The organism is Agrobacterium sp. 22-221-1, assembly GCF_053522445.1.
In genome coordinates this window covers 262,460-285,431 of the sequence record NZ_JBNWCL010000001.1, presented here as the reverse complement: position 1 = coordinate 285,431, position 22,972 = coordinate 262,460, and the positions used below count along the sequence as shown (strand labels likewise).

Genomic DNA, 22,972 nt, shown 5'->3' with positions numbered 1-22,972 from the left:
AATAAGTCGATTCAAATGATGTTGCCCATCATAACCAATTTACCAAAGATTGCAATACAACAATAGATTATCCATAGGTTGCAATCACCTTGAAGCGATAAAATCGGCCTTGCCTCTTGACCCGCGCGCATTACCTGTCCATGTCGAAATATAAAGAAGGCGAATTGCGGCATTGCGCCGTGACCCGGCCACGTTAACGGACCAGTTCCAGAGAAAAACAATATGAATGTCGTCGTCGTAGAATCTCCTGCCAAAGCCAAGACGATCAACAAGTATCTTGGCTCGGGCTACAAGGTTCTTGCATCCTTTGGCCACGTCAGAGACCTTCCTGCCAAGGACGGATCGGTGCTGCCCGACCAGGATTTCGAAATGTCCTGGGAGGTCGACAGCGCATCCGCCAAGCGCATGAAGGATATTGCCGATGCGGTAAAATCCTCCGACGGCCTCATTCTCGCAACCGACCCGGATCGCGAAGGCGAGGCCATTTCCTGGCACGTTCTCGATCTTTTGAAGAAGAAGCGCGTCCTCGGCGACAAGCCGGTGAAGCGCGTGGTCTTCAACGCCATCACCAAAAAGGCCGTGCTGGACGCCATGGCGAACCCGCGCGACATCGATGTGCCGCTGGTCGACGCCTATCTCGCCCGCCGCGCGCTGGATTATCTCGTCGGCTTCAATCTATCGCCCGTGCTGTGGCGCAAGCTGCCCGGCGCGCGTTCCGCCGGTCGCGTTCAGTCGGTTGCGCTGCGTCTCGTCTGCGACCGCGAATCCGAGATCGAGCGTTTCGTCTCCGAAGAATACTGGAACATTAGCGCGCTCCTGAAGACACCGCGCGGTGACGAGTTCGAAGCCAAGCTGGTTTCGGCCGATGGCAAGCGCCTGCAAAGCCGCTCGATCAAGACCGGAGACGATGCGAACCGACTGAAGGCGCTGCTCGAAGGCGCGAGCTATGTGGTCGAAAGCGTCGAGGCGAAACCCGTCAAGCGCAATCCCGGCCCGCCCTTCACCACTTCGACGCTGCAGCAGGCGGCCTCCTCGCGCATGGGCTTTTCCGCCTCGCGCACCATGCAGGTGGCGCAGAAGCTTTACGAAGGCATCGACATCGGCGGCGAGACCGTCGGTCTGATCACCTATATGCGTACCGACGGCGTACAGATGGCCCCGGAAGCGATCGATGCCGCCCGCCGCGCCATTGGCGAGCAGTTCGGTGGCCGTTACGTGCCGGAAAAGGCGCGTTTCTATTCCACCAAGGCCAAGAACGCCCAGGAAGCGCACGAAGCGATCCGCCCGACCGATTTCAACCGCACGCCGGATCAGGTGAAGCGTTACCTCGATCCCGATCAGCTGCGTCTTTATGACCTGATCTGGAAGCGCGGTATAGCGAGCCAGATGGCCTCGGCGGAAATCGAGCGGACCACGGTGGAAATCCTTGCCAGCAATGGCAGCGAAAAGGCAGGCCTGCGCGCCGTCGGTTCTGTCATCCGCTTCGACGGTTTCATCGCCGCCTATACCGACCAGAAGGAAGATGGCGAACAGAGCGACGACGGTGACGACGAAGGCCGTCTGCCGCCGATCAACGAGCGCGAGAACCTCGCCAAGCAGAAGATCAACGCCAGCCAGCACTTCACCGAACCGCCGCCGCGTTATTCGGAAGCCTCGCTGATCAAGAAGATGGAAGAGCTCGGCATCGGCCGTCCTTCCACCTATGCGGCGACGCTGAAGACGCTGAGCGACCGTGAATATATCGTCGTCGACAAGCGCAAGCTGATCCCGCATTCGCGCGGCCGGCTGGTGACGGCTTTCCTCGAAAGCTTCTTCACCAAGTACGTCGAATACGACTTCACCGCCGCGCTTGAAGAAAAGCTCGACCGGATTTCCGCCGGCGAACTGGACTGGAAGCAGGTGCTGCGCGATTTCTGGAAGGATTTCTTCGCCCAGATCGAAGACACCAAGGAATTGCGTGTCACCAACGTTCTGGATGCGCTGAACGAGGTTCTGGCGCCGCTGGTCTTCCCCAAGCGCGAGGACGGTTCCGATCCGCGCATCTGTCAGGTTTGCGGCACCGGCAATCTTTCGCTGAAGCTCGGCAAATATGGCGCTTTCGTCGGTTGCTCCAACTATCCGGAATGCAACTACACCCGCCAGCTGACCTCGGACGGTTCGGAAGCCGAAGCTGCCGCATCGAACGAGCCGAAGGCGCTGGGTGCCGATCCGATGACCGGCGAGGAGCTGACGCTGCGCTCCGGCCGTTTCGGGCCCTATATCCAGCGCGGTGACGGCAAGGAGGCCAAGCGCTCCTCGCTGCCCAAGGGCTGGAAGCCTGAAGATATCGACCACGAAAAGGCGCTGGCGCTCATCAACCTGCCGCGCGATATCGGCAAGCATCCGGAAACCGGCAAGATGATATCGGCCGGCCTCGGCCGTTACGGGCCGTTCCTTTTGCATGACGGTTCCTATGCGAACCTCGAAAGCATCGAGGACGTATTCTCTATCGGCCTCAACCGCGCCGTGACCGTGATTGCCGAAAAGCAGAGCAAGGGACCGGGTCGCGGGCGCAGCGGCACGCCGGCCGCGCTGAAGGAGCTGGGCGATCACCCCGATGGCGGCTCGATCACCGTTCGCGACGGGCGTTACGGCGCTTACGTCAACTGGGGCAAGGTCAACGCCACCATTCCGAAGGGTCAGGACCCGGCTTCGGTAACGCTGGACGAGGCGCTGGTGCTGATCGCCGAGCGCATCGCCAAGACCGGCACCGGCGGCAAGCCTGCCAAGGGCAGGAAGACGACTGCCAAGAAGGCCGATGGTGACGCCGCAGCTAAGCCGAAGGCGACCAAGGCCAAGGCGGCAACGAAGAGCAAGACGGCCGCCAAGCCGAAGGCAGCGGCCAAACCCAAGAAGGCAGCAGAGTGAGCAAAGCGCCGCGTCAGAGACAGGGTTCCGCCAGCGACGGTTTCGGACGCACCGGGCGCGGCAAGCGGGTCAGTGAAGGTGAAGGCATCATCCATGGCGAGGTACCTCCCCGCAACGTGCTGCTGAAATTCATCGCCGACCATCCGCAACAGGCATCCAAGCGGGAAATCGCCAAGGCTTTCGGGCTGAAAGGCGAGAACCGCGTCGTTCTCAAAGCGCTGCTGAAAGAGCTTGAAGCCGACGGCATGGTGCAGAAGAGCCGCAAGTCGCTGACGCGGCCGGGCGGCCTGCCGCCGGTCACGGTTCTCGATATCACCACCCGCGACAAGGACGGCGAATTGATCGGCCGGCCGGCAGAATGGCCGGAGGATCAGGGCGCGGCACCGGCCGTGCTCATCCGCCAGTCATCGCAGGATCGCGGCAAGAAGGCCCCGGCGGCGGGTCTTGGCGACCGCATTCTGGCGAAAATCTTCCCCTCCAAGGAAAGCTCCGGCCCGGCCTATACGGCCCGTGTCGTGAAGCTGATCGACCGCCGTCAGAACGCGCTGCTCGGCGTGTTCAAGGAGACGGCGGGCGGCGGCGGACGGCTGATGCCGATCAACCGGCGCGGCGAAGAAATGGTCATCGACCCCGATGGCGTCGGCGATGCAAAAGACGGCGATCTGATCGAGGTGGAAACCTCGCGCAACAGCGGCCGTTACGGGCTGACGCGCGCCAAGGTGCTGTCGGTCATCGGCTCCGTTGCCTCGGAAAAGGCGATCTCGATGATCGCGATCCATTCCCACGGCATTCCGCACATCTTCCCCTCGAACGTTCTTGCCGACGCGGATGCCGCCAAGGCGGCCAGCATGTCGCACCGCGAGGACTGGCGCGACCTGCCGCTCATCACCATCGATCCGGCCGACGCCAAGGACCATGACGATGCGGTCTATGCCGAACCCGACACCTCGCCCGACAATCCTGACGGTGTCATCGTCACCGTCGCCATTGCCGATGTCTCCTGGTATGTGCGTTCCGGTTCGCCGCTGGACCGCGAAGCGCTGAAACGCGGCAACTCCGTCTATTTCCCCGACCGCGTCGTACCGATGCTGCCGGAGCGGATTTCCAACGATCTCTGCTCGCTGAAGGAAGGCGTCGACCGCCCTGCCCTTGCCGTGCGCATGACCTTCTCGAAGGAAGGCCGCAAGGCGGGCCACACTTTCCATCGCATCATGATGAAGAGTGCAGCCAAGCTCTCTTACCAGCAGGCGCAGGCCGCGATTGATGGGCGGCCCGACGACAAGACCGGTCCATTGTTGGAACCGATCCTGAAGCCGCTGTGGCATGCCTATGCCGTGATGAAGCGCGGCCGCGACCGTCGCCAGCCGCTGGAACTCGACATGCCGGAGCGCAAGATCCTGCTTCGGCCTGACGGGACGGTGGACAAGGTCGTCATTCCTGAACGCCTCGACGCGCATAAGCTGATCGAGGAAATGATGATCCAGGCGAATGTCGCCGCCGCCGAGACGCTGGAAAAGAAGAAGCAGCCGCTGGTCTATCGCGTCCATGATGCGCCCACGCTTTCCAAGCAGGAAGTGCTGCGCGAATTCCTCGGCACCATCGGCATTTCCATGGCCAAGGGTGCGGCGATGCGTGCCAATTCCTTCAACGGCATTCTGGCCCGCGCGCTCGATACGCCGCACCAGATCATGGTCAACGAGATGGTGCTGCGCAGCCAGAGCCAGGCGATCTACAGCCCGGAGAATATCGGCCATTTCGGCCTCAACCTGATGAAATATGCACATTTCACCTCGCCGATCCGCCGTTATGCCGACCTCATCGTGCATCGCGCGCTGGTGGGGTCGCTTGGCCTCGGCGAAGGCGGTATCACCCCGCAGGAAGAGGCGACGCTAGACGATATCGCCGCCGAAATCTCGACCTTTGAGCGCCGCGCCATGGCTGCCGAACGCGACACCATCAACCGGCTGATCGCGCATCATCTGTCTGAACGGGTGGGCGAAGAATTCGAGGGCCGTGTTTCCGGTGTCACCAAGGCGGGACTTTTTGTCGCGCTTCCGCAATTTGGCGCGGACGGCTTCGTTCCTATATCTACACTCGGAACCGACTATTTCCTTTACGATGAGGCCCATCAGGCCCTGACAGGAGAGAAGACGGGCCTCGGATACCAGCTTGGCGACACGGTTCAGGTGCGGCTTGCGGAAGCGGTGCCTTTGGCAGGCGCGCTTCGTTTCGATATGCTGAGCCCGGGGCGCAAGATGCCGGTCGGCTCGCGGTCGTTCCACAAGGCAGGCCGGCGGACATCGCGTCCTGCCGCAAAGCCCGGGACGCGGCCGCCCAGAAGGCGACGATAACAAGGCCGCTTCAGGCGGTTGAAAAACGGGAGAAGGACTTAAGGATGAGTGCACATCAGGGCTCGGAAACAGTCACCTTCGGAGACGATAGCGCGGAACGGCCGCTTGGCCGCTCAATCATGCGGGGAATGGCCAATCGCTGTCCTGCGTGCGGCAGCGGACGCCTGTTCCGGGCCTTTCTGAAGCCGGTGGACGCCTGTGCCGCCTGCGGCGAAGAAATGCACCACCACCGGTCCGATGACCTGCCGCCCTATATTTCCATCGTCATCATCGGCCATATCGCCGTCGGCGGTTTCATGATGACCGATATGGTGTTTTCCGTTCCCATGTGGGTGCATTTCGCCATCTGGGTGCCGATCACCGTTCTCGCCGCGCTTTTGACGCTGCAACCCATCAAGGGCGGCGTCATTGGCCTGCAATGGGCGCTGAAGATGCACGGCTTCGACCGAAAACAGCAAAAAGCGCAGATCGACGGCTCGTCTCACTGACGGCGGGCGGGACCTTGCAGGTGACTCAGCTTCTCCGGCGTGCCGAAACGGCGAGCGCGCCCATGCGGCCGCGCGACGCCGCCTCCATCATTCTGTTCGACCGTTCCGGCTCGCAGCTCAGGGTGCTGATGGGCCAGCGCAGCAGCGCCCATGTCTTCATGCCCGGCGCCTATGTGTTTCCCGGCGGCAAACGCGATCCGCGCGACCATGCGCTGCCCTTTTCCGGCGATCTGCATCCCGCCGTCCTCCACAGCCTCACCGCCTCCGCAGCGCGGCGGCTGAGCGCTGCCGGCGCGAGAGCTCTGGCGCTTGCCGCCGCGCGCGAGCTTTTCGAGGAAACCGGCGTGGATCTCGGCTTGAGCACCAGGGGTCCCGATCTTTCCCGTTTCCGATATGTGGCCCGCGCCATCACACCACCCGGCAATGTGCGGCGCTACGACACGCGATTCTTCTGCTGTTATGCCGACGAATTGCGGCTGGATACCCGGCTAACCCGTGATTCCGACGAGTTGCACAATGTGCAATGGCTTGACATGACAGACCTTTCCGGTCTGAACATGCCGAAAATCACGCGCACGGTTCTCGAAGATGTCACAAAACTCATGATAGGTGATCCCTCATTGCCCTTTGAAAGCCCCGCGCGGCTCTATGTCACGCGCCACGGCCGGTTCATTCGAGACTTTGTATAAAGGCCGTCATGTCACAAATGAAATGCGAAGAAGCGGACGCCATTCACTGGCCCTCACTGATCGCCGCCATTTCCGCCATCAGCGCGGTCGGTGTCGCCATCGGCCTTGGCCTTCCGCTCCTGTCGATCATCCTTGAGAAGCGCGGCATCTCTTCCACCATGATCGGGGTGAATTCGGCCATGGCCGGCGTCGCGGCGATGATGGCGGCCCCCGTGACCACCAAGATCGCCCATGATTTCGGCGTGGCGCGAACCATGCTATTCGCAGTCGTCGTTTCGGCGCTGAGCGCGCTCGGTTTTTATTTCGCCGAAGCCTTCTGGATGTGGTTTCCGCTGCGAATCGTTTTCCACGGCGCCACCACCACGCTTTTCATTCTCTCCGAATACTGGATCAACATGACCGCGCCGCCCAGGAAGCGGGGCATGGTTCTCGGCATCTATGCCACCGGCCTTGCGGTCGGCTTCGCGGTCGGTCCGCTGCTGTTTTCCGTGGTCGGCAGCGAAGGCATATTGCCGTTTCTGGTCGGCGCGGCGATCATCCTGCTCGCCGCGATCCCGATCTTCATGGCGCGCGGCGAAAGCCCGGAGCTGGACGAACGGCCCAACCACCATTTCGTCCGTTATGTCTGGCTGGTGCCCATGGCGTCCGCGGCTGCCTTCGTCTTCGGTTCGGTGCAGGCTGGCGGCCTTTCGCTGTTTCCGATCTATGCGACGCGGGAAGGCTTCAACGAATCGCAGGCGGCACTTCTCCTCACCGTGATGGGCATCGGCAATATGGTCTTCCAGATACCGATCGGCCTGCTTTCGGACCGGATGAAAGACCGGAGGACGATGCTGGGGCTGATGGCATTTGCCGGCGTCTGCGGCACGCTGGCGCTGCCTTTCCTGGTGGAAAGCTGGCTTCTGGTGGCGGCCCTGCTGCTGTTCTGGGGCGGGCTGGTCTCGGGCATGTATACTGTCGGCCTCACCCATCTCGGATCGCGCCTGAAGGGCGCCGATCTGGTCGCCGCCAATGCCGCCTTCATCTTCTGTTACGCCATGGGCACGATTGCGGGGCCGCAGGCCGTGGGCATTTCCATGGACCTTGCCGGAACCGACGGCTTTGCCTGGTCGCTGGCGGTATTTTTCGGGCTTTACGTGGTGCTTTATATCGTCCGTTTTGTTTTCCGGGCAAAACAGGCTTGACTTTTCAGGCGCGATACGTAGTTTCGCGCCAGATTTAGCCGAGGTGAGAAGCGCCTGCGGCTTCTCTTTTGTTTAAAGGCAGGACGACCATGGCGAAAGCTACAACAATCAAGATCAAGCTGCTGTCGACAGCCGACACCGGTACCTTCTACGTCACCACCAAGAACAGCCGTACGTTCACGGACAAGATGACGAAGACGAAGTACGACCCGGTTGTACGCAAGCACGTTGAATTCAAGGAAACCAAGATCAAGTAATTTCTTGATCGGTCTCCGACAAAAGCGCGCCCAACGGGCGCGTTTTTTGTTTGTGCCGAGGGAAGAGGCTGCCACCAGCCTTGTCGCGCCCAGAGGCTTTCCAGACGGCCAATAAGGCCACCTCCCCGCTGCCCCGGAAATTGCCGCCGTCACTGGCAAAGCGCGCGAGTAGCCATGGGTAAGTCCGACCATATGGTCTGACGCCCCACCCGCCGCCGCAATCATTCAGATGCTTAGAAAAAGTATCCCAGGGGCCACGCATCCGCCCCTGCCCCGTATCACGACCTCGCACATGACGTGAACGAAGACGACCGCACAAGCCGCTACGCTGCGACACGCGCACCACGAACAGGTAATTTTCGGGAAGAAGGCGGTCGGCCAACGATGCGATTACGGCACGAGGAACCGATTCGTACATCGTCAGCCGACCGACCCCACGATTCAGGAGATGCGGCGGACCTGAGCATCATGGGGCATTCAAACTACGCAATACCAGCCCCTGACGAGCGAAATCGCGACGGCTAAAGCCGCTATCATTCATCATCACAAGACGGATAAACCGCCGGAAGAACTGTTACTCTCAATAGGGAGTGTGCGCAGAAGTAAAATAAAAATCAACAAATTCTTAAGCCAGAGATACATCACCTGGGAAACATGGTTAAGTATACAAAGCTGGCACACTATAGTTGCCGGAGAGATTGAATTCAACGTATTTTTCAACTTGAACTCTATTTATATCGCCAATCTGCATCTTTTCATTGCAAAGCGATAAAATACATCCAAGGTCAATGGCTTGCAGTCTCGCGACGCCCGCCCCGTATTCCCGAATAACTATTTCGCCGGGATATGACGGAGAGATTGCGCAATATTTTTAGTTAATCCGCCGCTGACGCTCAGGCAGCGGCAGCAACGACGCGGTTGCGACCGGCGTGTTTCGCCTCGTAAAGCGCCTTGTCGGCCTGCTTCAGGATTTCGTCCGGAGCGCCGAAGGCCCCGCTGCTGGTGGCGATGCCGAGGGAGGCGGTAATGCTCAGTTCACGGTCGATGGAACGAACATAAAAAGGCTTATCCTCGACTATCGCCCGCAGGCGCTCGGCGACGCTTGCCGCAAGCTCCATCGGCGTATCGGGCATGACGACGACGAATTCCTCCCCGCCATAACGGCAGGCGAGATCCGCGCCGCGCACAGTGCTGCGGATGCGCGCTGCAAATTCCCGCAGCACCTCATCGCCGACATCGTGGCCATAGGTATCGTTGACCAGCTTGAAGCGGTCGATATCGGTCATGCAGATGGAGATCGGACGGCCGCGAACAGCAGCACGGTCGAAGAGTATCTTCAGGTGGTTGTCGAGGTAACGGCGATTGTTGAGGCCGGTCAGCCCGTCGACAATGGCGAGTTCCATCGTGTGCTGGAGATTGAGCCGCAGATGCTCGTTGTAGCGCTTGCGCCTGATCTGCGTCAGCGAGCGCGCGACGAGTTCGTTCGGATCGATCGGGCGGAGAATGTAATCATTCACGCCAAGATCGAGCGCCCGCGCCACCATATCGTCCGCCCCCTGCTCCGCCACCAGAAGCAGCGGCAGGAAGCGGGTGCGTTCCAGCGAGCGAAGCTGTGAGCACAGCCGCAGCGGATCGTAATTCTCGAAATTGGAATTGACGATGACGAGCTCGAACGGATTGCCCGCGGCCTTGAGCAAGGCCGCCTGCGGCTCGGTGACGGCATCGACCTCGGCAACCGGCTTCAGCGCCCGCACGATACGTTCCTGCGAGCTGGCGCGGCCATCCGCAACCAGCACGCGGCCGGGCGTCTGCATCAGGCCATCGCTGCGCAGCATCTCCTCGATGCCGATCTGCCGTGCGGTTTCAGCGCGCAGCCGCAATTCGTCGCTGACGGCCTTGAGGCGCACGAGGCTTTTGACACGGGCGATGAGTTGAAGGTCGTTGACCGGCTTGGTGAGAAAATCGTCTGCGCCGGCCTTGAGGCCGCGCACGCGGTCTGACGGCTGATCGAGCGCCGTGACCATCACCACCGGAATATGTGCGGTATTCGGATTGGCCTTCAACCTTTCGCAGACCTCAAAACCATCCATGCCCGGCATCATGATATCGAGCAGGATGATATCGACCTGCTCTTCGTCGCAGATCGCCAGCGCCTTGAAACCATCCTCGGCGGTGACGACATCGAAATATTCCGCCAGAAGGCGGGCTTCGAGAAGCTTCACATTGGCCGGAATATCGTCAACAACCAGAACTCTCGCCGTCATAACCGTTCCCCAGTCGCCTCACGCATCGCCCAGATAAGTCTTGATGACTTCGATGAACTTCGGAACGGAAATCGGCTTCGATACATAGGCCTCGCATCCGCCCTGGCGAATCCGTTCCTCGTCGCCCTTCATGGCAAAAGCCGTGACCGCGATGACCGGAATGACATGCAGCTCGTCATCTTCCTTCAGCCACTTCGTCACCTCCAGCCCCGAGACTTCCGGAAGCTGGATATCCATGAGGATGAGGTCCGGGCGGTGTTTGCGGGCGAGATCGAGCGCTTCCATGCCGTTGCGCGTCTGGATGGTCGTATAACCGGACGCCTCGATCAGGTCGCGAAAGAGCTTCATGTTCAGCTCGTTGTCTTCGACTATCATGACCTGCTTGGGCATGGTGAGCAGTCCCCGTTTCGCTTTGAAACCTTCATCCAGACATATAAGTTGCCAGAGAACCGATTCCATCGTCCATTTGTTGCGCAAGGCTAGAGGGATTTGGTTTCAAAATAGGTAACTTCGGGGAAGAAATGCTGCGCGATACGAAAAACAAAGGCAATGCCGGCCAGGATCCGCAAGAAACGGCAGCCGCCATACTTGGCTGGCTGGCAAACGAACCGGAAATGCTGGCGCGTTTTCTGGCGCTGAGCGGATTGCAGGCCAATATGCTGCGCCAGGCCGTCAACGATCCCGGCTTTCTTGCCGGCCTCACCGATTTTCTGATGAGCCATGAACCGGACCTCATGGCGTTTTGCGCCGCGACCGATACTTCCCCCGAAACAGTGGCGGCCGCCTGGCATCACTTTTCCGGGCCGGGGCTGGATTCAGGCGTGTATTGACGGGTCGCCAGCCGGAGGCGGTCAGCGTTTCAGCAATGTGCGGGCATAGGATTCCAGCACCGCATTCATGCGTGTCTGGTATCCCTTGCCGGTGGATTTATAAGCCTCGACGACGGACTTCTTGACCCTCAGCGTGATCTGCTGCGTCCCTTCCGGCTCCACGAGTTTTGCGTTCGCCCAGAAGCGCTCATCCAGTTCGGGGATATCGCTGTAGTTAATCTTCTCGTCAGGAAGGGCTGCCAGTTCTTCAAGACTCAGTTCTTTTTCGTATTTCTTCGTCATAACGTTTCCTTTCGCGGCGGTTTGCCGGCCGGGCGGAGATGATTCGGGTTTTACCGGCACGATCGGTATGGATGACCGCCAGAAATACTATTCCTTCGATCTGCCCTATGCTGTGATAGCGCGTCTCTCCATAGGAAGCGCGCTCATCGACCCATGAAAGAACCGCACCCTCGAAGATTCGAATCGCCGTCTGAAATCCGACGCCATGCTTTCGGATGTTGGACCGGTTTTTCTCTTCATCCCATTCGAACATGCGTAAAAAATCATCTACAATTGTAACTACAAATATGGGTGAAGATCAAATATTTCTCTACGATATGCAAGTTTTCCCATGTACCGGGGTTTTCATATCCGGGCTTTGTCGCGAACGCCCCTTGAGCCGTTCCCACGGCCGGAGTATGGTCGGCAACGTTCTGGTTTTGTTTTCGCCCCATGTCCACGTCACAACCCTATGATCCCGGTTTTTGCCGCGACTGTCTGGCCGGCCAGCCAGAAGGGCTGAGGCGTTGCCGCGCCTGTGGCAGCCCGCGCCTTGTTTATCATGCCGAACTCTACGATCTGAGCATCGCCCATATCGACTGCGACGCTTTTTATGCCTCCGTTGAAAAACGGGACAATCCGGAACTGGCCGACAAGCCTGTGATCGTTGGCGGCGGCAAGCGCGGGGTGGTTTCCACCGCCTGTTATATCGCCCGCATTCACGGCGTGCGTTCCGCCATGCCCATGTTCAAGGCGCTGGAAGCCTGTCCTGACGCCATCGTCATCAAGCCGGATATGGAAAAATACAGCCGTGTCGGACGCGAAATCCGGGCGATGATGCAGGAATTGACGCCGCTCGTGCAGCCGCTTTCCATAGACGAGGCGTTTCTCGATCTTTCCGGCACCGAGAAGCTGCATCACGATCCACCGGCCCGTGTGCTGGCGAAATTCGCCCGGCGCGTGGAAAAGGAAGTAGGCGTGACCGTTTCCGCCGGGCTTTCCTACTGCAAGTTTCTCGCCAAGGTCGCGTCCGACCTGCAAAAGCCGCGCGGCTTTTCAGTGATCGGCGAAGCGGAGGCGCTGTCCTTTCTGGCGGCACGGCCGGTGACGACCATCTGGGGCGTGGGCAAGGCCTTTGCGGCGACGCTGGAGGCGGACGGTATCCGCATGATCGCGCAGTTGCAGGAAATGGAGGAAAGCGAGCTGATGCGCCGCTATGGCGTGATGGGACAACGCCTCTTCCGGCTTTCGCGCGGCATTGACGAGCGGCATGTGCACAATAACGACCCCGTCAAAAGCGTCTCTTCCGAAACCACCTTCTTCAACGATATTTCCCGCCATGAGGATCTGGTGCCGATCCTGCGCTCGCTTTCCGAAAAGGTTGCCTGGCGGCTGAAAAAGAGCGGCATTGCCGGCCAGACGGTGGTGCTGAAGATGAAGACGGCAGACTTCAAGCTTCGCACCCGCAACCGCAAACTGGACGACCCCACGCAGCTTGCCGACCGGATTTTTCGCACCGGCCTTTCGCTGCTGGAAAAGGAAACGGACGGCACCAGGTTTCGCCTCATCGGTATCGGCGTCAGCGATCTGCGCGATGCGGGTCTGGCCGATCCGCCCGATCTCGTCGACAAGCAGGCGGGGCGCCGGGCTGCGGCGGAAGCGGCGATGGACAAGCTGCGCGACAAGTTCGGCAAGGGCAGCGTCGAGACGGGCTATACGTTCGGGACGCGCAAATAACAGTTGCGGGGTTGTGCGACAGGTCGCGCAATCCTGTCCTGGCCGCCTCGCGACGGATATATTTTAGATTTTACACAAATTAGTGATGTTGCGGATGATCGGTCCTTAAACTTCATTAAACTTCGCATGATTGAGTGAGGCAAGTTTTGTACATGTGGTGTATTGCGTCATGTCCCTCCGCCTCCGTCTTATGGCCGGCATGCTGTCGGCCAGCATTCTTGCCTTTCCGGCGCTTGCCGCTGACAGCAGGTCCCTGCAGATACTGGTATCGAAAAGCGACCAGTCGCTCGCACTTTATGAGAACGGCGAAATCGTAGCCACCTCGAAAGTCTCCACCGGCAAGGCCGGACATGAGACACCGAGCGGCATCTTCTCGATTCTGGAAAAGCGCAAATACCACGAGTCGAATATCTACTCGGCCGCGCCCATGCCCTTCATGCAGCGGCTGACATGGTCCGGCATCGCGCTGCACGAAGGCAAGGTGCCGAACTATCCGGCCTCGCATGGCTGCGTGCGCCTGCCGTCCAAATTCGCCAAGTCTCTCTTCGGAGATACCAAAACCGGCGTGCATGTCATCATCACCGACCGGCCGGTCTCGCTGCGCTTTGTGCAGCATCCGGCGCTGTTTCAGCCGCGTGACGATGCCGACGACGGCAAGCTGCTTCTTTCGGATGTGGAATTGCGCCCGGCGACTTTCGATGCGGCTTTGGGGACGGTCGAGGTTGCCGTCAATGAAAAGACCCAGGCCCTCAAGCCGGCGGCGAAGACCAGGGAGCCATCGCCCCTGCGCATTCTCATCACCCGGCGCGGCGAGCGGGAAAAGGTGATGGATATTCAGACCGTTCTGACCCACCTCGGCTTCGATGCCGGTTCAGCCGATGGTTATGCCGGGGAGATGACGATCAGCGCCGTCAATGGTTTCAAGCGCTGGAAGGGGCTGAAAACCACCGGCCCGCTCCTGACCGACGCCTTCGTGACGGCGCTTTATGCCTCCGCCGGTGAAGACCACCCGCCGACCGGCCAGATCATGGTGCGGCAGGATTTCAAGCCGCTGTTCGAAGCAGCCATCGACATCAAGGACCCGGAAGTCGCGCTCGGAACCCATTTCTTCGAAGCCGTGTCCGTGGATCGAGCCGCCGGAACCGCCGAATGGAACGGCGTGACGCTGGAAAACCATCTGCCGGCGGCGGCCCGCAAGCGGCTCGGCATCTCCGTTACCGAAGCGCCGGGCGGTTTCGATCAATTGAGCGCCGTACTCGGCCGCCTCGAAATTCCGACGGAAATACGCAGCCGGATCGAGCAGGAGCTTTCAAGCGGCAGCTCGATCACCGTTTCCGATATCAGTCACCAGCTGGAGACAGGCACTGGAACGGACTTTATCACCGTGACCAAAGAAGGGCCGGTATGAGCGGCGGGTGAGGCCTCAAGCCTCACACCAGTTCCACATCCACGACACCGGGTGCGGACCGCAGCGCAGCGGCGATTTCCGGCGAGATGCGATATTTCTCCGTCAACTCCACCTCGATCTCGCGGCTACCCTCATCCTTGATGACGATGAAATAGACCGAGCCATCGCCTTTCGTATTGAGGTGGCGGGCCACCGTTTTCAGCGGGCCGGAATCGCGCACATAAACACGCAACGCCTTCTGCATCTGCACGGATTTCTCTTCCAGCGACTGCGCCGTCTGGATACGCAGACCGATGCCTTCCGGACGCTCTTCCGCCTGCACGGTGATGACCAGCGATTTACCGACCTCGAGCAGATCGCGGAACTGGCCGAGCCCTTCGGAAAACAGCACCGCCTCATATTGGCCCGACGCGTCCGAGAAGGTGACGATGCCCATCTTGTTGCCGGTGCGGGTCTTGCGCTCCTGCTTGCCGGTCACTGTGCCGGCCAGACGCCCGGCAGTCGCGCCCTGTTTCACCGCGGCGGAAAAATCTGCGAAATTCTGCACCCGCAGCTTTTCCAGCACGGGGCGGTAGGTATCGAGCGGATGGGCGGTGAGGTAAAAACCGAGCACCTGATACTCGCGCAGCAGCTTTTCGGAGGCAAGCCACGGCTGGAAGGCGGGAAGGATGAGCTTTTCCGGGCCGCTTCCACCACCGGAGCCAAACATGTCCGATTGTCCAATGGTGCGGTTGTTCTGCGCCATCTGCGCATAACCGATGATGCGGTCCAGCCCGCCGATCAATTCGGCGCGGTCGCGGCCGAAACAATCGAAAGCGCCCGCATTGATCAGGCTTTCCAGTACACGCCGGTTGATCTGCTTGGGATCGATGCGCAGGCAGAAATCCTCAAGGCTCGTGAACGGCTTGCCGTCGCGTACCTGGACGATGTGTTCCACCGCCCCCTCGCCCACGCCCTTGATGGCGGCGAGCGAATAATAGATGCGGTTCTCGCCCGTCTCGAATTGCCGGAACGACGTCTGCACCGAAGGTGCGACGACCTCGATACCAAGGCGGCCGGCATCCTGGCGGAAATCGTTGAGCTTTTCCGTGTTCGCCATATCGAGAGTCATGGAGGCCGCCAGGAACTCCACCGGATAATGCGCCTTCATATAGGCGGTCTGGTAGGACACGATGGCGTAGGCGGCGGCGTGGCTCTTGTTGAAGCCGTAATTGGCGAATTTCGCGAGAAGGTCGAAGATGGTGTTGGCCTGCGGCTTCGAGACGCCGTTCTCGATGGCGCCGTCGACGAAACGCTCGCGCTGCTTGTCCATCTCCTCCTTGATCTTCTTGCCCATGGCGCGGCGCAGAAGATCGGCTTCGCCGAGCGAATAACCGGAGAGGACCTGGGCGATCTGCATCACCTGTTCCTGATAAACGATAACGCCCTGCGTTTCCTTGAGCAGATGGTCGATGGTCGGATGGATCGATTCCAGCTCCTCCTCGCCATGTTTGCGGGCATTATAGACCGGGATGTTTTCCATCGGGCCGGGGCGATAAAGCGCCACCAGCGCGATGATGTCCTCGATGCAGTCCGGGCGCATGCCGATCAGCGCCTTGCGCATGCCGGCACTTTCCACCTGGAACACGCCGATGGTTTCGCCGCGCGAGAGCATCTCGTAGGTTTTGGCGTCATCCAGCGGAATCGCCGCGAGATCGACCTTGATGCCGCGCTTGGCAACGAAATCGACGGCGACCTTCAGCACCGTCAGCGTCTTCAGGCCGAGGAAGTCGAATTTGACGAGGCCGGCGCTTTCCACCCATTTCATGTTGAACTGGGTGACCGGCATATCCGAGCGCGGATCGCGATACATCGGCACCAGCTTCGACAGCGGGCGATCACCGATGACGATACCGGCGGCGTGGGTGGAAGCGTGGCGGTAAAGCCCCTCGATCTTCTGGGCGATATCCAGGAGGCGAGCGACGACCGGCTCCTTGTCCGCCTCTTCCTGCAGGCGCGGCTCTTCCTCGATCGCTTTCGAGAGGGGTGTCGGGTTGGCCGGGTTGTTGGGCACCAGCTTGCAGATCTTGTCCACCTGCCCATAGGGCATTTCCAGCACGCGGCCGACGTCGCGCAAGGCCGCGCGCGCCTGCAGCGAACCGAAGGTGATGATCTGCGCCACCTGCTCGCGGCCATATTTGGCCTGCACGTAACGGATCACCTCTTCGCGACGATCCTGACAAAAGTCGATATCGAAGTCGGGCATCGAAACGCGTTCGGGATTGAGGAAGCGTTCGAACAGCAGCGAGAAGCGCAGAGGATCGACGTCGGTAATCGTCAGCGCATAAGCGACAAGCGAGCCCGCACCCGAACCACGGCCCGGCCCGACCGGAATATCGTGCTGCTTGGCCCATTTGATGAAGTCGGCAACGATCAGGAAGTAGCCGGGGAACTTCATGCGCGAGATGACGCCGAGTTCAAAATCCAGCCTGTCGCGATAATCCTGCTCGGTATAGCCAGCCGCCATGCCGAGCGCCGCCAGCCGCTGATCCAGCCCCTCCACCGCCTGCCGGCGAAGTTCTTCGGCTTCGGCGTGTTCCGCCGCCTCCGGGTCGTCGCTGGCGCCGGTGAAACGCGGCAGGATCGGCCCGCGCTTCTTCAGCACATAGGAGCAGCGCAGCGCGATCTCGACGGTGTTTTCCAGCGCCTCGGGAAGATCGGCAAACAGCGCCGCCATTTCCTGTCGACTTTTGAGGTAATGATCGGGCGTGAGCCGGAACCGGCTGTCATCGGAGACGATGGCGTTATGCGCCACCGCCATCAGTGCATCATGCGCCTCATAGTCGGCCTTGGAAGGGAAAAACGCTTCGTTGGTGGCAACCAGCGGAATATCATGGTCATAAGCAAGGCCAATCATGCGCCGCTCATGGGAACGGTCATAACCGGACTGGCGCTGCAATTCGATATAAAGCCTATCACCGAAGAGTGACTTCAGCGTCAGCAGCCGTTCCTTCGCCTGGGCAGCGTGACCTTCCTTCAAGGCCATATCCACCGGACCGCCGGAGGCGCCTGTCAGCGCGATCAGGCCGGCATTGGAGGCTTCCTCCAGCCATGCACGGGTAATATGCACGGAATGGCCGCTGCCCTCGCCTTCCAGATAGGCGCGGCTGACGATATCCACCAACCGCTCGTAACCTTCGGCATTGGCGGCAAGGAGCACTATGGCGGGAAGTTTCTGAAGGTGGCTGTTATGGTTGCGGCGGTCCTCCGCCGCATCCTGCATGTCGATCGACAGCTGGCAGCCGATGATGGGCTGCAAACCTTCGTCGCGCGCCTTTTCGGAAAATTCCAGCGCGACAAAGAGGTTGTTGGTATCTGTAATGGCAATGGCAGGCTGGCCATCGGCGACGGCCTTGGACATGATTTTCTTGAGGGGCAAGGCCCCCTCAAGCAGGGAATAGGCGGAATGAACCCGCAAATGGACGAAACCGGGAGTTTTCAGCGTTTCGCCAGAGGTCTCTCCACGCACAACCGCATCGCCCATATCATCATCCTGTCATTCTGAATCGAGGGGGCGATTTTCCGATTTCCGGCGCTCAAAGTCCACCGCTTTACGGCGTCCATACAGGTTTCTGCGCCGGCGTGCCCTTCACAGGGCGGTGAGGATCACCGAAAAGCTGGCTACGAAGACAGCGATGGAGGCAAAAGCGGCAACGTCACGGATGAAATCAGTCATTGGTCTCTCCTTACTCGTTATGTTCCAACTTTGTTCTCATTTTGTTCGATTGTCAACAGGGTTTTGCTGATATTCCCCTTGCTAATGCCGCAGAATCGCCTTCGGTTCCCGCATGGAGAACAACAAGCCACTGACTCCAAAACGAAAAAACCCGGAGGTAAAAACACCACCGGGTTCGGAAAAAATTCAAATTTGGAGAACAGGCGTTCTCTGGAGTGCACCGAACGGACCGACTCGCCAGCTTGATGCAATCCGTCGTGGAGCCGTCATTCACCCCAATTGCGGAGCGATCATTTCGAGTGCTATGGAAAGATTGACGCACGAGGGTCTTGCCTCGCGCATCAGTTCAGAAATCGACGATCTTGCCGTCGGCCAGCGTCACACGCCGGTCCATGCGGGCGGCGAGTTCATGATTGTGGGTGGCGATCAGCGCCGCAAGGCCGGATTGGCGTACCAGCGCCTCCAGCGCGTCGAAAACATAATGCGCTGTTTCCGGATCGAGATTACCGGTCGGCTCATCGGCGAGCAACAGTAGCGGCGCGTTGGCGACGGCGCGGGCGATGGCGACACGCTGTTGTTCACCGCCGGAGAGTTCTGCCGGGCGGTGCTCACCGCGATGCCCCACGCGCATATAGTCGAGCAGCGCGCTGGCGCGCTTGTGGGCTTCGGCCTGTGTCAGACCGGCGATGAGCTGCGGCATCATCACATTTTCCACGGCCGAGAATTCCGGCAGGAGATGATGGAACTGGTAGACAAAACCGATATCGCTGCGGCGGATCGCGGTTCGCGTTTCATCCGGCAGGTCATTGCAGGGTGCACCGTTGATATAGACCTCGCCGGCATCTGGATGTTCGAGAAGTCCCGCCAGATGCAGCAGCGTGGATTTGCCGGTGCCCGAAGGAGCGACCAGCGCCACCATCTCGCCGCTCTTCAATTCGAAATCAGCCTTGCGCAGAATGGAAAGCGACGTCTCGCCCTGACCATAGGTTCTCTCGACGCCAGTAAGCCGCAGCACTGTTTTTTTTGCCATATTGCGAAGCGGTCCTTATTCGTAACGCAGGGCCTGCACCGGATCGAGCTTGGAAGCCCGCCATGCTGGAAAGATCGTTGCCAGGAAAGAGAGCGTCAGCGCCATGATGACAACGGAAATGGTCTCGCTGATATCCATTTCGGCCGGAAGCTGGCTCAGGAAATAAAGCTGCGGGTCAAACAGCACCGTGCCGGATATCCAGGAGAAGAACTGCCGAATGGATTCCACATTGAGGCAGACGATGACGCCGAGCGCCACGCCGGCAAAGGTGCCGACCATGCCGATGGCCGCCCCGGTCATGAAGAAGATGCGCATCACGGAGCCGGAGCTTGCGCCCATGGTGCGCAGAATGGCGATATCGCTGCCCTTGTCCTTCACCAGCATGATGAGGCCGGAAATGATGTTCAGCGCCGCCACCAGAACGATGAGGGTGAGGATCATGAACATCACGTTTCTTTCCACCTGCAGGGCGGAGAAGAAGGTCTGGTTCCGCTGTCTCCAGTCGGTGATATAAATCTGCCGTTCGGCGGCCTGCTCCACCAGCGGGCGGATTCCGTCGACATCGTCGGGGCGGCTGACATAAAGCTCGATGGATTGCACGAGGCCTTCGGCATTGAAATAAAGCTGGGCTTCGGACAGCGGCATATAGATCATCGAGGCGTCATATTCCGACATCCCGATCTCGAAGACCCCGGATATCTTGTAGGATTTGACACGCGGATTGACGCCCATCGGCGTCACGTCGCCTTCCGGGGAAATGAGGGTAATATCGTCGCCGGCCGTTACGCCGAGCTGGGCGGCGAGCCTTGAGCCGACGAGAACGCCATCTCCGGCCATGAAGCCAACCAGATCGCCGGTCTTGATGTTGGTGGCGACTTCCTTGACCTTGTCGATATCCTCCTGGCGCACGCCGCGCACCAGCGCACCGGAACCCGCACCGCCGCGGCCGGAGGCGAGCGTCTGGCCTTCCACCAGCGGAAGGGCCATGGTGACGCCGGGAACGGCGGCAAACTTCTTCGCCAGCTCATCATAATTATTGAAGGGCTGGTCGATAGGCTGCACGATCATATGGCCGTTAATGCCGAGAATGCGCGAAATGAGCTCGGTGCGGAACCCGTTCATCACCGCCATGACGATGATGAGCGTCGCCACGCCCAGCATGATGCCGACGAAGGAGAAACCGGCGATGACGGAAATGAACGCTTCCTTGCGCCGCGACCGCAGATAACGCCAGGCCACCATGCGTTCAAAAGCGGAAAACGGCCGGGCAGTCTTTGCCCCGGCGGAAACAGCCGCACCCTTGTCAGCCTCGGCTTGTGCCATGTCGTCTCCCTGATCTCAAACTGCAAGGCCGGTCTTTTCCGAAAACCGGCCCAAATTTCTGCGGCATCTGCGTTACGAAACCGGAGCGGACTTCGGGTGAAGCCGCTCCGTCTCCCACTCGCTCTTAGCCGAGCACCCTGTTCATCGCCGCCTCGATCGTCACGGTCTCCCGCTCGCCGGTCTTGCGATCCTTCACTTCGACTTCACCATTCGCGACCGAACGCGGGCCGACGATGATCTGCAGCGGCACGCCGATCAGGTCGGCGGTGGCGAATTTCTGGCCCGCACGGTCGTCCGTGTCGTCGTAAAGAACATCCTTGCCGGCGTTGGAGAGCGAGTAATACAGCTTTTCGCAAGCCGCATCACAGGCAGCATCGCCAGCCTTCATGTTGATGATCACGACATCGAAGGGAGCGACCGAGGCCGGCCAGATGATTCCGTTCTCATCATGCGATGCTTCAATGATGGCGGGAACAAGGCGTGTCGGCCCGATACCATAGGAACCCATGTGGACAGGGTGTTCCTTGCCATCCTTACCCTGCACTTTCGCGCCCATCGGCTCGGAATATTTGGTGCCGAAATAGAAGATGTGGCCGACTTCGATACCGCGCGCAGAAAGGCGCTCGCCATCGGGAATGGCGTTATAAGCGGCTTCGTCATGCATTTCGGACGTGGCGGCATAATCGGCCGTCCACTCGTCGAATACGCCCTGCAGGGCTGCGACATCGTCGAAATCGGTGTTTTCGGCGGGAATGGCGCGGTCGAGGAAGCTCTTGTGGCAGAAGACTTCGGATTCGCCGGTATCGGCCAGAATGATGAATTCATGGCTGTGATTGCCGCCAATCGGGCCGGTATCGGCACGCATCGGAATGGCGCGCAGGCCAAGGCGCTCGAACGTGCGCAGGTAAGCCACGAACATCTTGTTATAGGAATGGATCGCGTCTTCCTTGGTCAGGTCGAAGGAATAGGCATCCTTCATCAGGAACTCACGCGAACGCATGGTGCCGAAACGCGGACGCACCTCGTCGCGGAACTTGAGCTGGATATGGTAGAGGTTCAGCGGCAGGTTCTTGTAGGACTTCACATAGGAACGGAAGATGTCGGTAATCATCTCCTCATTGGTGGGGCCGTAGAGCATCTGGCGGTCCTGACGGTCCTTGATGCGCAGCATTTCCTTGCCGTAGTCATCGTAACGGCCGCTTTCCTGCCAGATCTCGGCCGATTGCAGCGTCGGCATCAGAAGCTCGATGGCGCCCGAGCGATCCTGCTCCTGGCGGATGATCTTGTTCACCTTGTCCAGCACGCGCTTGCCGAGCGGCAGCCAGGAATAGATGCCAGCCGATTGCTGCCGGATCATGCCGGCGCGCAGCATGAGGCGGTGGGAGACGATCTCCGCTTCCTTGGGGTTTTCCTTCAGGATGGGCATGAAATAACGGCTGAGACGCATGACGGCTTCCATTGATGCGGACGACAGCGCGCAAAGGCGCGGGAATCGCCCCGAATAGAGGGATATTGGCGCCGGATATAGCCGTTTCCGGCCAAGATGAAAACCCGCCATGAAAAGAGCGTTAAAGGCGATTTTGCGGTATTTTCGCGATAGCTAATTCGCGTCAAAACGCTTTGATCGGAATATTATTCTTGATCCGGTGCGACAAATTGCACCACGGAGAATTTTTTGCCGACTGTAACAAATATGCAAAAAATGAGATGACAAGCATGGGGGTTTGAGCTAGCTTTAGCTTACAAAAGAGGCAAGAAGTTTAAATTCTTGTCATTTTCGCGGTCAGTCTTGGGAGGATCAGATCTTAGGCGCGCTCGTTCGCAGCCCCGGCAACGGTTACAGATCACGCGAAACCTGGAAAACAAGGCTGAAAGGCCTTGTTTTTTTTTGCTTCCATGCAAATAACCCCGCCCCGCCGCTATATTCCGGTAAAATTATGGCGGTGAATCAGGCACTGAGCACGTTCTTGCTGTGTGCACGAGAGATATGACATCCATATGACAGAATCCCGGTCATATCCGCCGGAAACTGCCGCGACCATGGGCTCACCGCCAGTCTGAGTGCGCAGATGCGCGCGAACGGCGATCACCTGCGCAGCTTTTCAATCGAAAACGGGAATAATTCTCGGCAGGTCATCGAGGCTGACACCGAACCACCAGGTTCCGCCGTACCACAGCCCACAGATCAGGGCCGAGATCACGGTCGTCCACAAAACGATCCGCCCGCCCTTGAACCTTGATGGCGCACTGGCGACCGTGCCCAGCGCCACATCGCCCTCCTCATCCTGAGTGCGCAGGCCAATTGGCAGCACGATGAAAAGCACCGTCCACCAGACGATGAAATAAACGGCGAAGGCCGAAAGAAGCGGCATGTGATGCTCCTGCACAATGGGCTTCTTGTAACGCATTCATCCGCGGATCGGAATCACTTCTCCGCAAGAAACCCTAAAAGAAAAACAGAAGGGCCGCGCTTTGCGGCACGGCCCTGAAATCATCGGGAAAGAGACAGACGCCCCGGCCGATTGCCG

At 59.5% G+C, this 22,972-nt stretch carries 18 protein-coding genes; 9 read left to right on the top strand and 9 right to left on the bottom strand.

All coding sequences use genetic code 11. The features are described from left to right. Positions 1-222: 222 nt before the first annotated feature. The 6 genes from topA (at position 223) to rpmG (ending at position 7,876) form a co-directional block, all read left to right on the top strand. Entirely contained in the window at positions 223-2,907 is a 2,685-nt protein-coding gene (topA, locus tag ACQZ5N_RS01410) for a type I DNA topoisomerase (RefSeq protein ID WP_448731866.1), read from the top strand. After that, a complete protein-coding gene (gene rnr / locus ACQZ5N_RS01405; RefSeq protein WP_448731865.1) occupies positions 2,904-5,258 on the top strand; it encodes a ribonuclease R in 2,355 nt (784 codons plus the stop codon). The genes topA and rnr overlap by 4 nt, the downstream gene beginning before the upstream one ends. 44 nt (positions 5,259-5,302) lie before the next feature. Beyond that, entirely contained in the window at positions 5,303-5,746 is a 444-nt protein-coding gene (locus tag ACQZ5N_RS01400; RefSeq protein WP_020808926.1) for a DUF983 domain-containing protein, read from the top strand. A gap of 62 nt (positions 5,747-5,808) precedes the next feature. Further along, positions 5,809-6,435: an NUDIX hydrolase gene (locus ACQZ5N_RS01395; RefSeq protein ID WP_003521495.1), complete on the top strand. Its 627-nt coding sequence runs from the start codon at positions 5,809-5,811 to the stop codon at positions 6,433-6,435. Between the two features lie 17 nt (positions 6,436-6,452). Continuing rightward, a complete protein-coding gene (locus tag ACQZ5N_RS01390) occupies positions 6,453-7,619 on the top strand; it encodes an MFS transporter (protein WP_162144073.1) in 1,167 nt (388 codons plus the stop codon). A gap of 89 nt (positions 7,620-7,708) precedes the next feature. Next, positions 7,709-7,876 carry a 50S ribosomal protein L33 gene (gene rpmG, locus ACQZ5N_RS01385; protein ID WP_003496403.1) on the top strand — a complete coding sequence of 56 codons (168 nt, stop codon included), beginning with the start codon at positions 7,709-7,711 and terminating at the stop codon, positions 7,874-7,876. Positions 7,877-8,769: 893 nt separating this feature from the next. Here rpmG and ACQZ5N_RS01380 read toward each other — a convergent pair. Continuing rightward, positions 8,770-10,140, bottom strand: coding sequence for a PleD family two-component system response regulator (locus ACQZ5N_RS01380; RefSeq protein WP_020810655.1), 1,371 nt, complete (start codon positions 10,138-10,140; stop codon positions 8,770-8,772). 18 nt (positions 10,141-10,158) lie between these two features. Then, the gene (locus tag ACQZ5N_RS01375) at positions 10,159-10,530 is read right to left on the bottom strand and encodes a response regulator (RefSeq protein WP_003521498.1); all 372 of its coding nucleotides are present in this window, start codon (positions 10,528-10,530) and stop codon (positions 10,159-10,161) included. Between the two features lie 131 nt (positions 10,531-10,661). Between ACQZ5N_RS01375 and ACQZ5N_RS01370 the strand changes: the two genes are divergently transcribed. Beyond that, positions 10,662-10,970 (top strand): DUF3572 domain-containing protein, encoded by a 309-nt coding sequence (locus ACQZ5N_RS01370; RefSeq protein ID WP_003521499.1) that lies wholly within the window; start codon positions 10,662-10,664, stop codon positions 10,968-10,970. A gap of 21 nt (positions 10,971-10,991) precedes the next feature. Here ACQZ5N_RS01370 and ACQZ5N_RS01365 read toward each other — a convergent pair whose 3' ends face one another. Together ACQZ5N_RS01365 and ACQZ5N_RS01360 are read right to left on the bottom strand one after the other, a co-directional pair. Next, positions 10,992-11,252, bottom strand: a complete 261-nt coding sequence (locus tag ACQZ5N_RS01365) for a BrnA antitoxin family protein (RefSeq protein WP_448731864.1) — start codon at positions 11,250-11,252, stop codon at positions 10,992-10,994. Then, a complete protein-coding gene (locus ACQZ5N_RS01360; protein WP_448731863.1) occupies positions 11,218-11,505 on the bottom strand; it encodes a BrnT family toxin in 288 nt (95 codons plus the stop codon). Before ACQZ5N_RS01360 ends, ACQZ5N_RS01365 begins: the two co-directional genes overlap by 35 nt. A 179-nt stretch (positions 11,506-11,684) precedes the next feature. Here ACQZ5N_RS01360 and ACQZ5N_RS01355 point away from each other — a divergent pair, with 179 nt between their 5' ends. Together ACQZ5N_RS01355 and ACQZ5N_RS01350 are read left to right on the top strand one after the other, a co-directional pair. Further along, on the top strand, positions 11,685-12,968 hold the full coding sequence (locus tag ACQZ5N_RS01355) for a DNA polymerase IV (RefSeq protein WP_448731862.1): 1,284 nt from the start codon (positions 11,685-11,687) through the stop codon (positions 12,966-12,968). Between the two features lie 169 nt (positions 12,969-13,137). Beyond that, positions 13,138-14,376, top strand: a complete 1,239-nt coding sequence (locus ACQZ5N_RS01350; RefSeq protein ID WP_448731861.1) for a L,D-transpeptidase family protein — start codon at positions 13,138-13,140, stop codon at positions 14,374-14,376. A gap of 22 nt (positions 14,377-14,398) precedes the next feature. Here ACQZ5N_RS01350 and dnaE read toward each other — a convergent pair whose 3' ends face one another. The 5 genes from dnaE to ACQZ5N_RS01325 form a co-directional block, all read right to left on the bottom strand. Then, complete coding sequence (dnaE, locus tag ACQZ5N_RS01345; RefSeq protein WP_035262828.1) at positions 14,399-17,899, bottom strand: DNA polymerase III subunit alpha; 3,501 nt, start codon at positions 17,897-17,899, stop codon at positions 14,399-14,401. A gap of 538 nt (positions 17,900-18,437) precedes the next feature. Continuing rightward, complete coding sequence (locus ACQZ5N_RS01340; protein WP_003521506.1) at positions 18,438-19,121, bottom strand: ABC transporter ATP-binding protein; 684 nt, start codon at positions 19,119-19,121, stop codon at positions 18,438-18,440. A gap of 15 nt (positions 19,122-19,136) precedes the next feature. Beyond that, positions 19,137-20,444 (bottom strand): lipoprotein-releasing ABC transporter permease subunit, encoded by a 1,308-nt coding sequence (locus ACQZ5N_RS01335; protein WP_003521507.1) that lies wholly within the window; start codon positions 20,442-20,444, stop codon positions 19,137-19,139. 124 nt (positions 20,445-20,568) lie between these two features. After that, positions 20,569-21,891 (bottom strand): proline--tRNA ligase, encoded by a 1,323-nt coding sequence (proS, locus tag ACQZ5N_RS01330; RefSeq protein WP_448731860.1) that lies wholly within the window; start codon positions 21,889-21,891, stop codon positions 20,569-20,571. A gap of 655 nt (positions 21,892-22,546) precedes the next feature. Then, positions 22,547-22,852 carry a DUF1467 family protein gene (locus ACQZ5N_RS01325; RefSeq protein ID WP_448731859.1) on the bottom strand — a complete coding sequence of 102 codons (306 nt, stop codon included), beginning with the start codon at positions 22,850-22,852 and terminating at the stop codon, positions 22,547-22,549. Positions 22,853-22,972 lie beyond the last annotated feature (120 nt).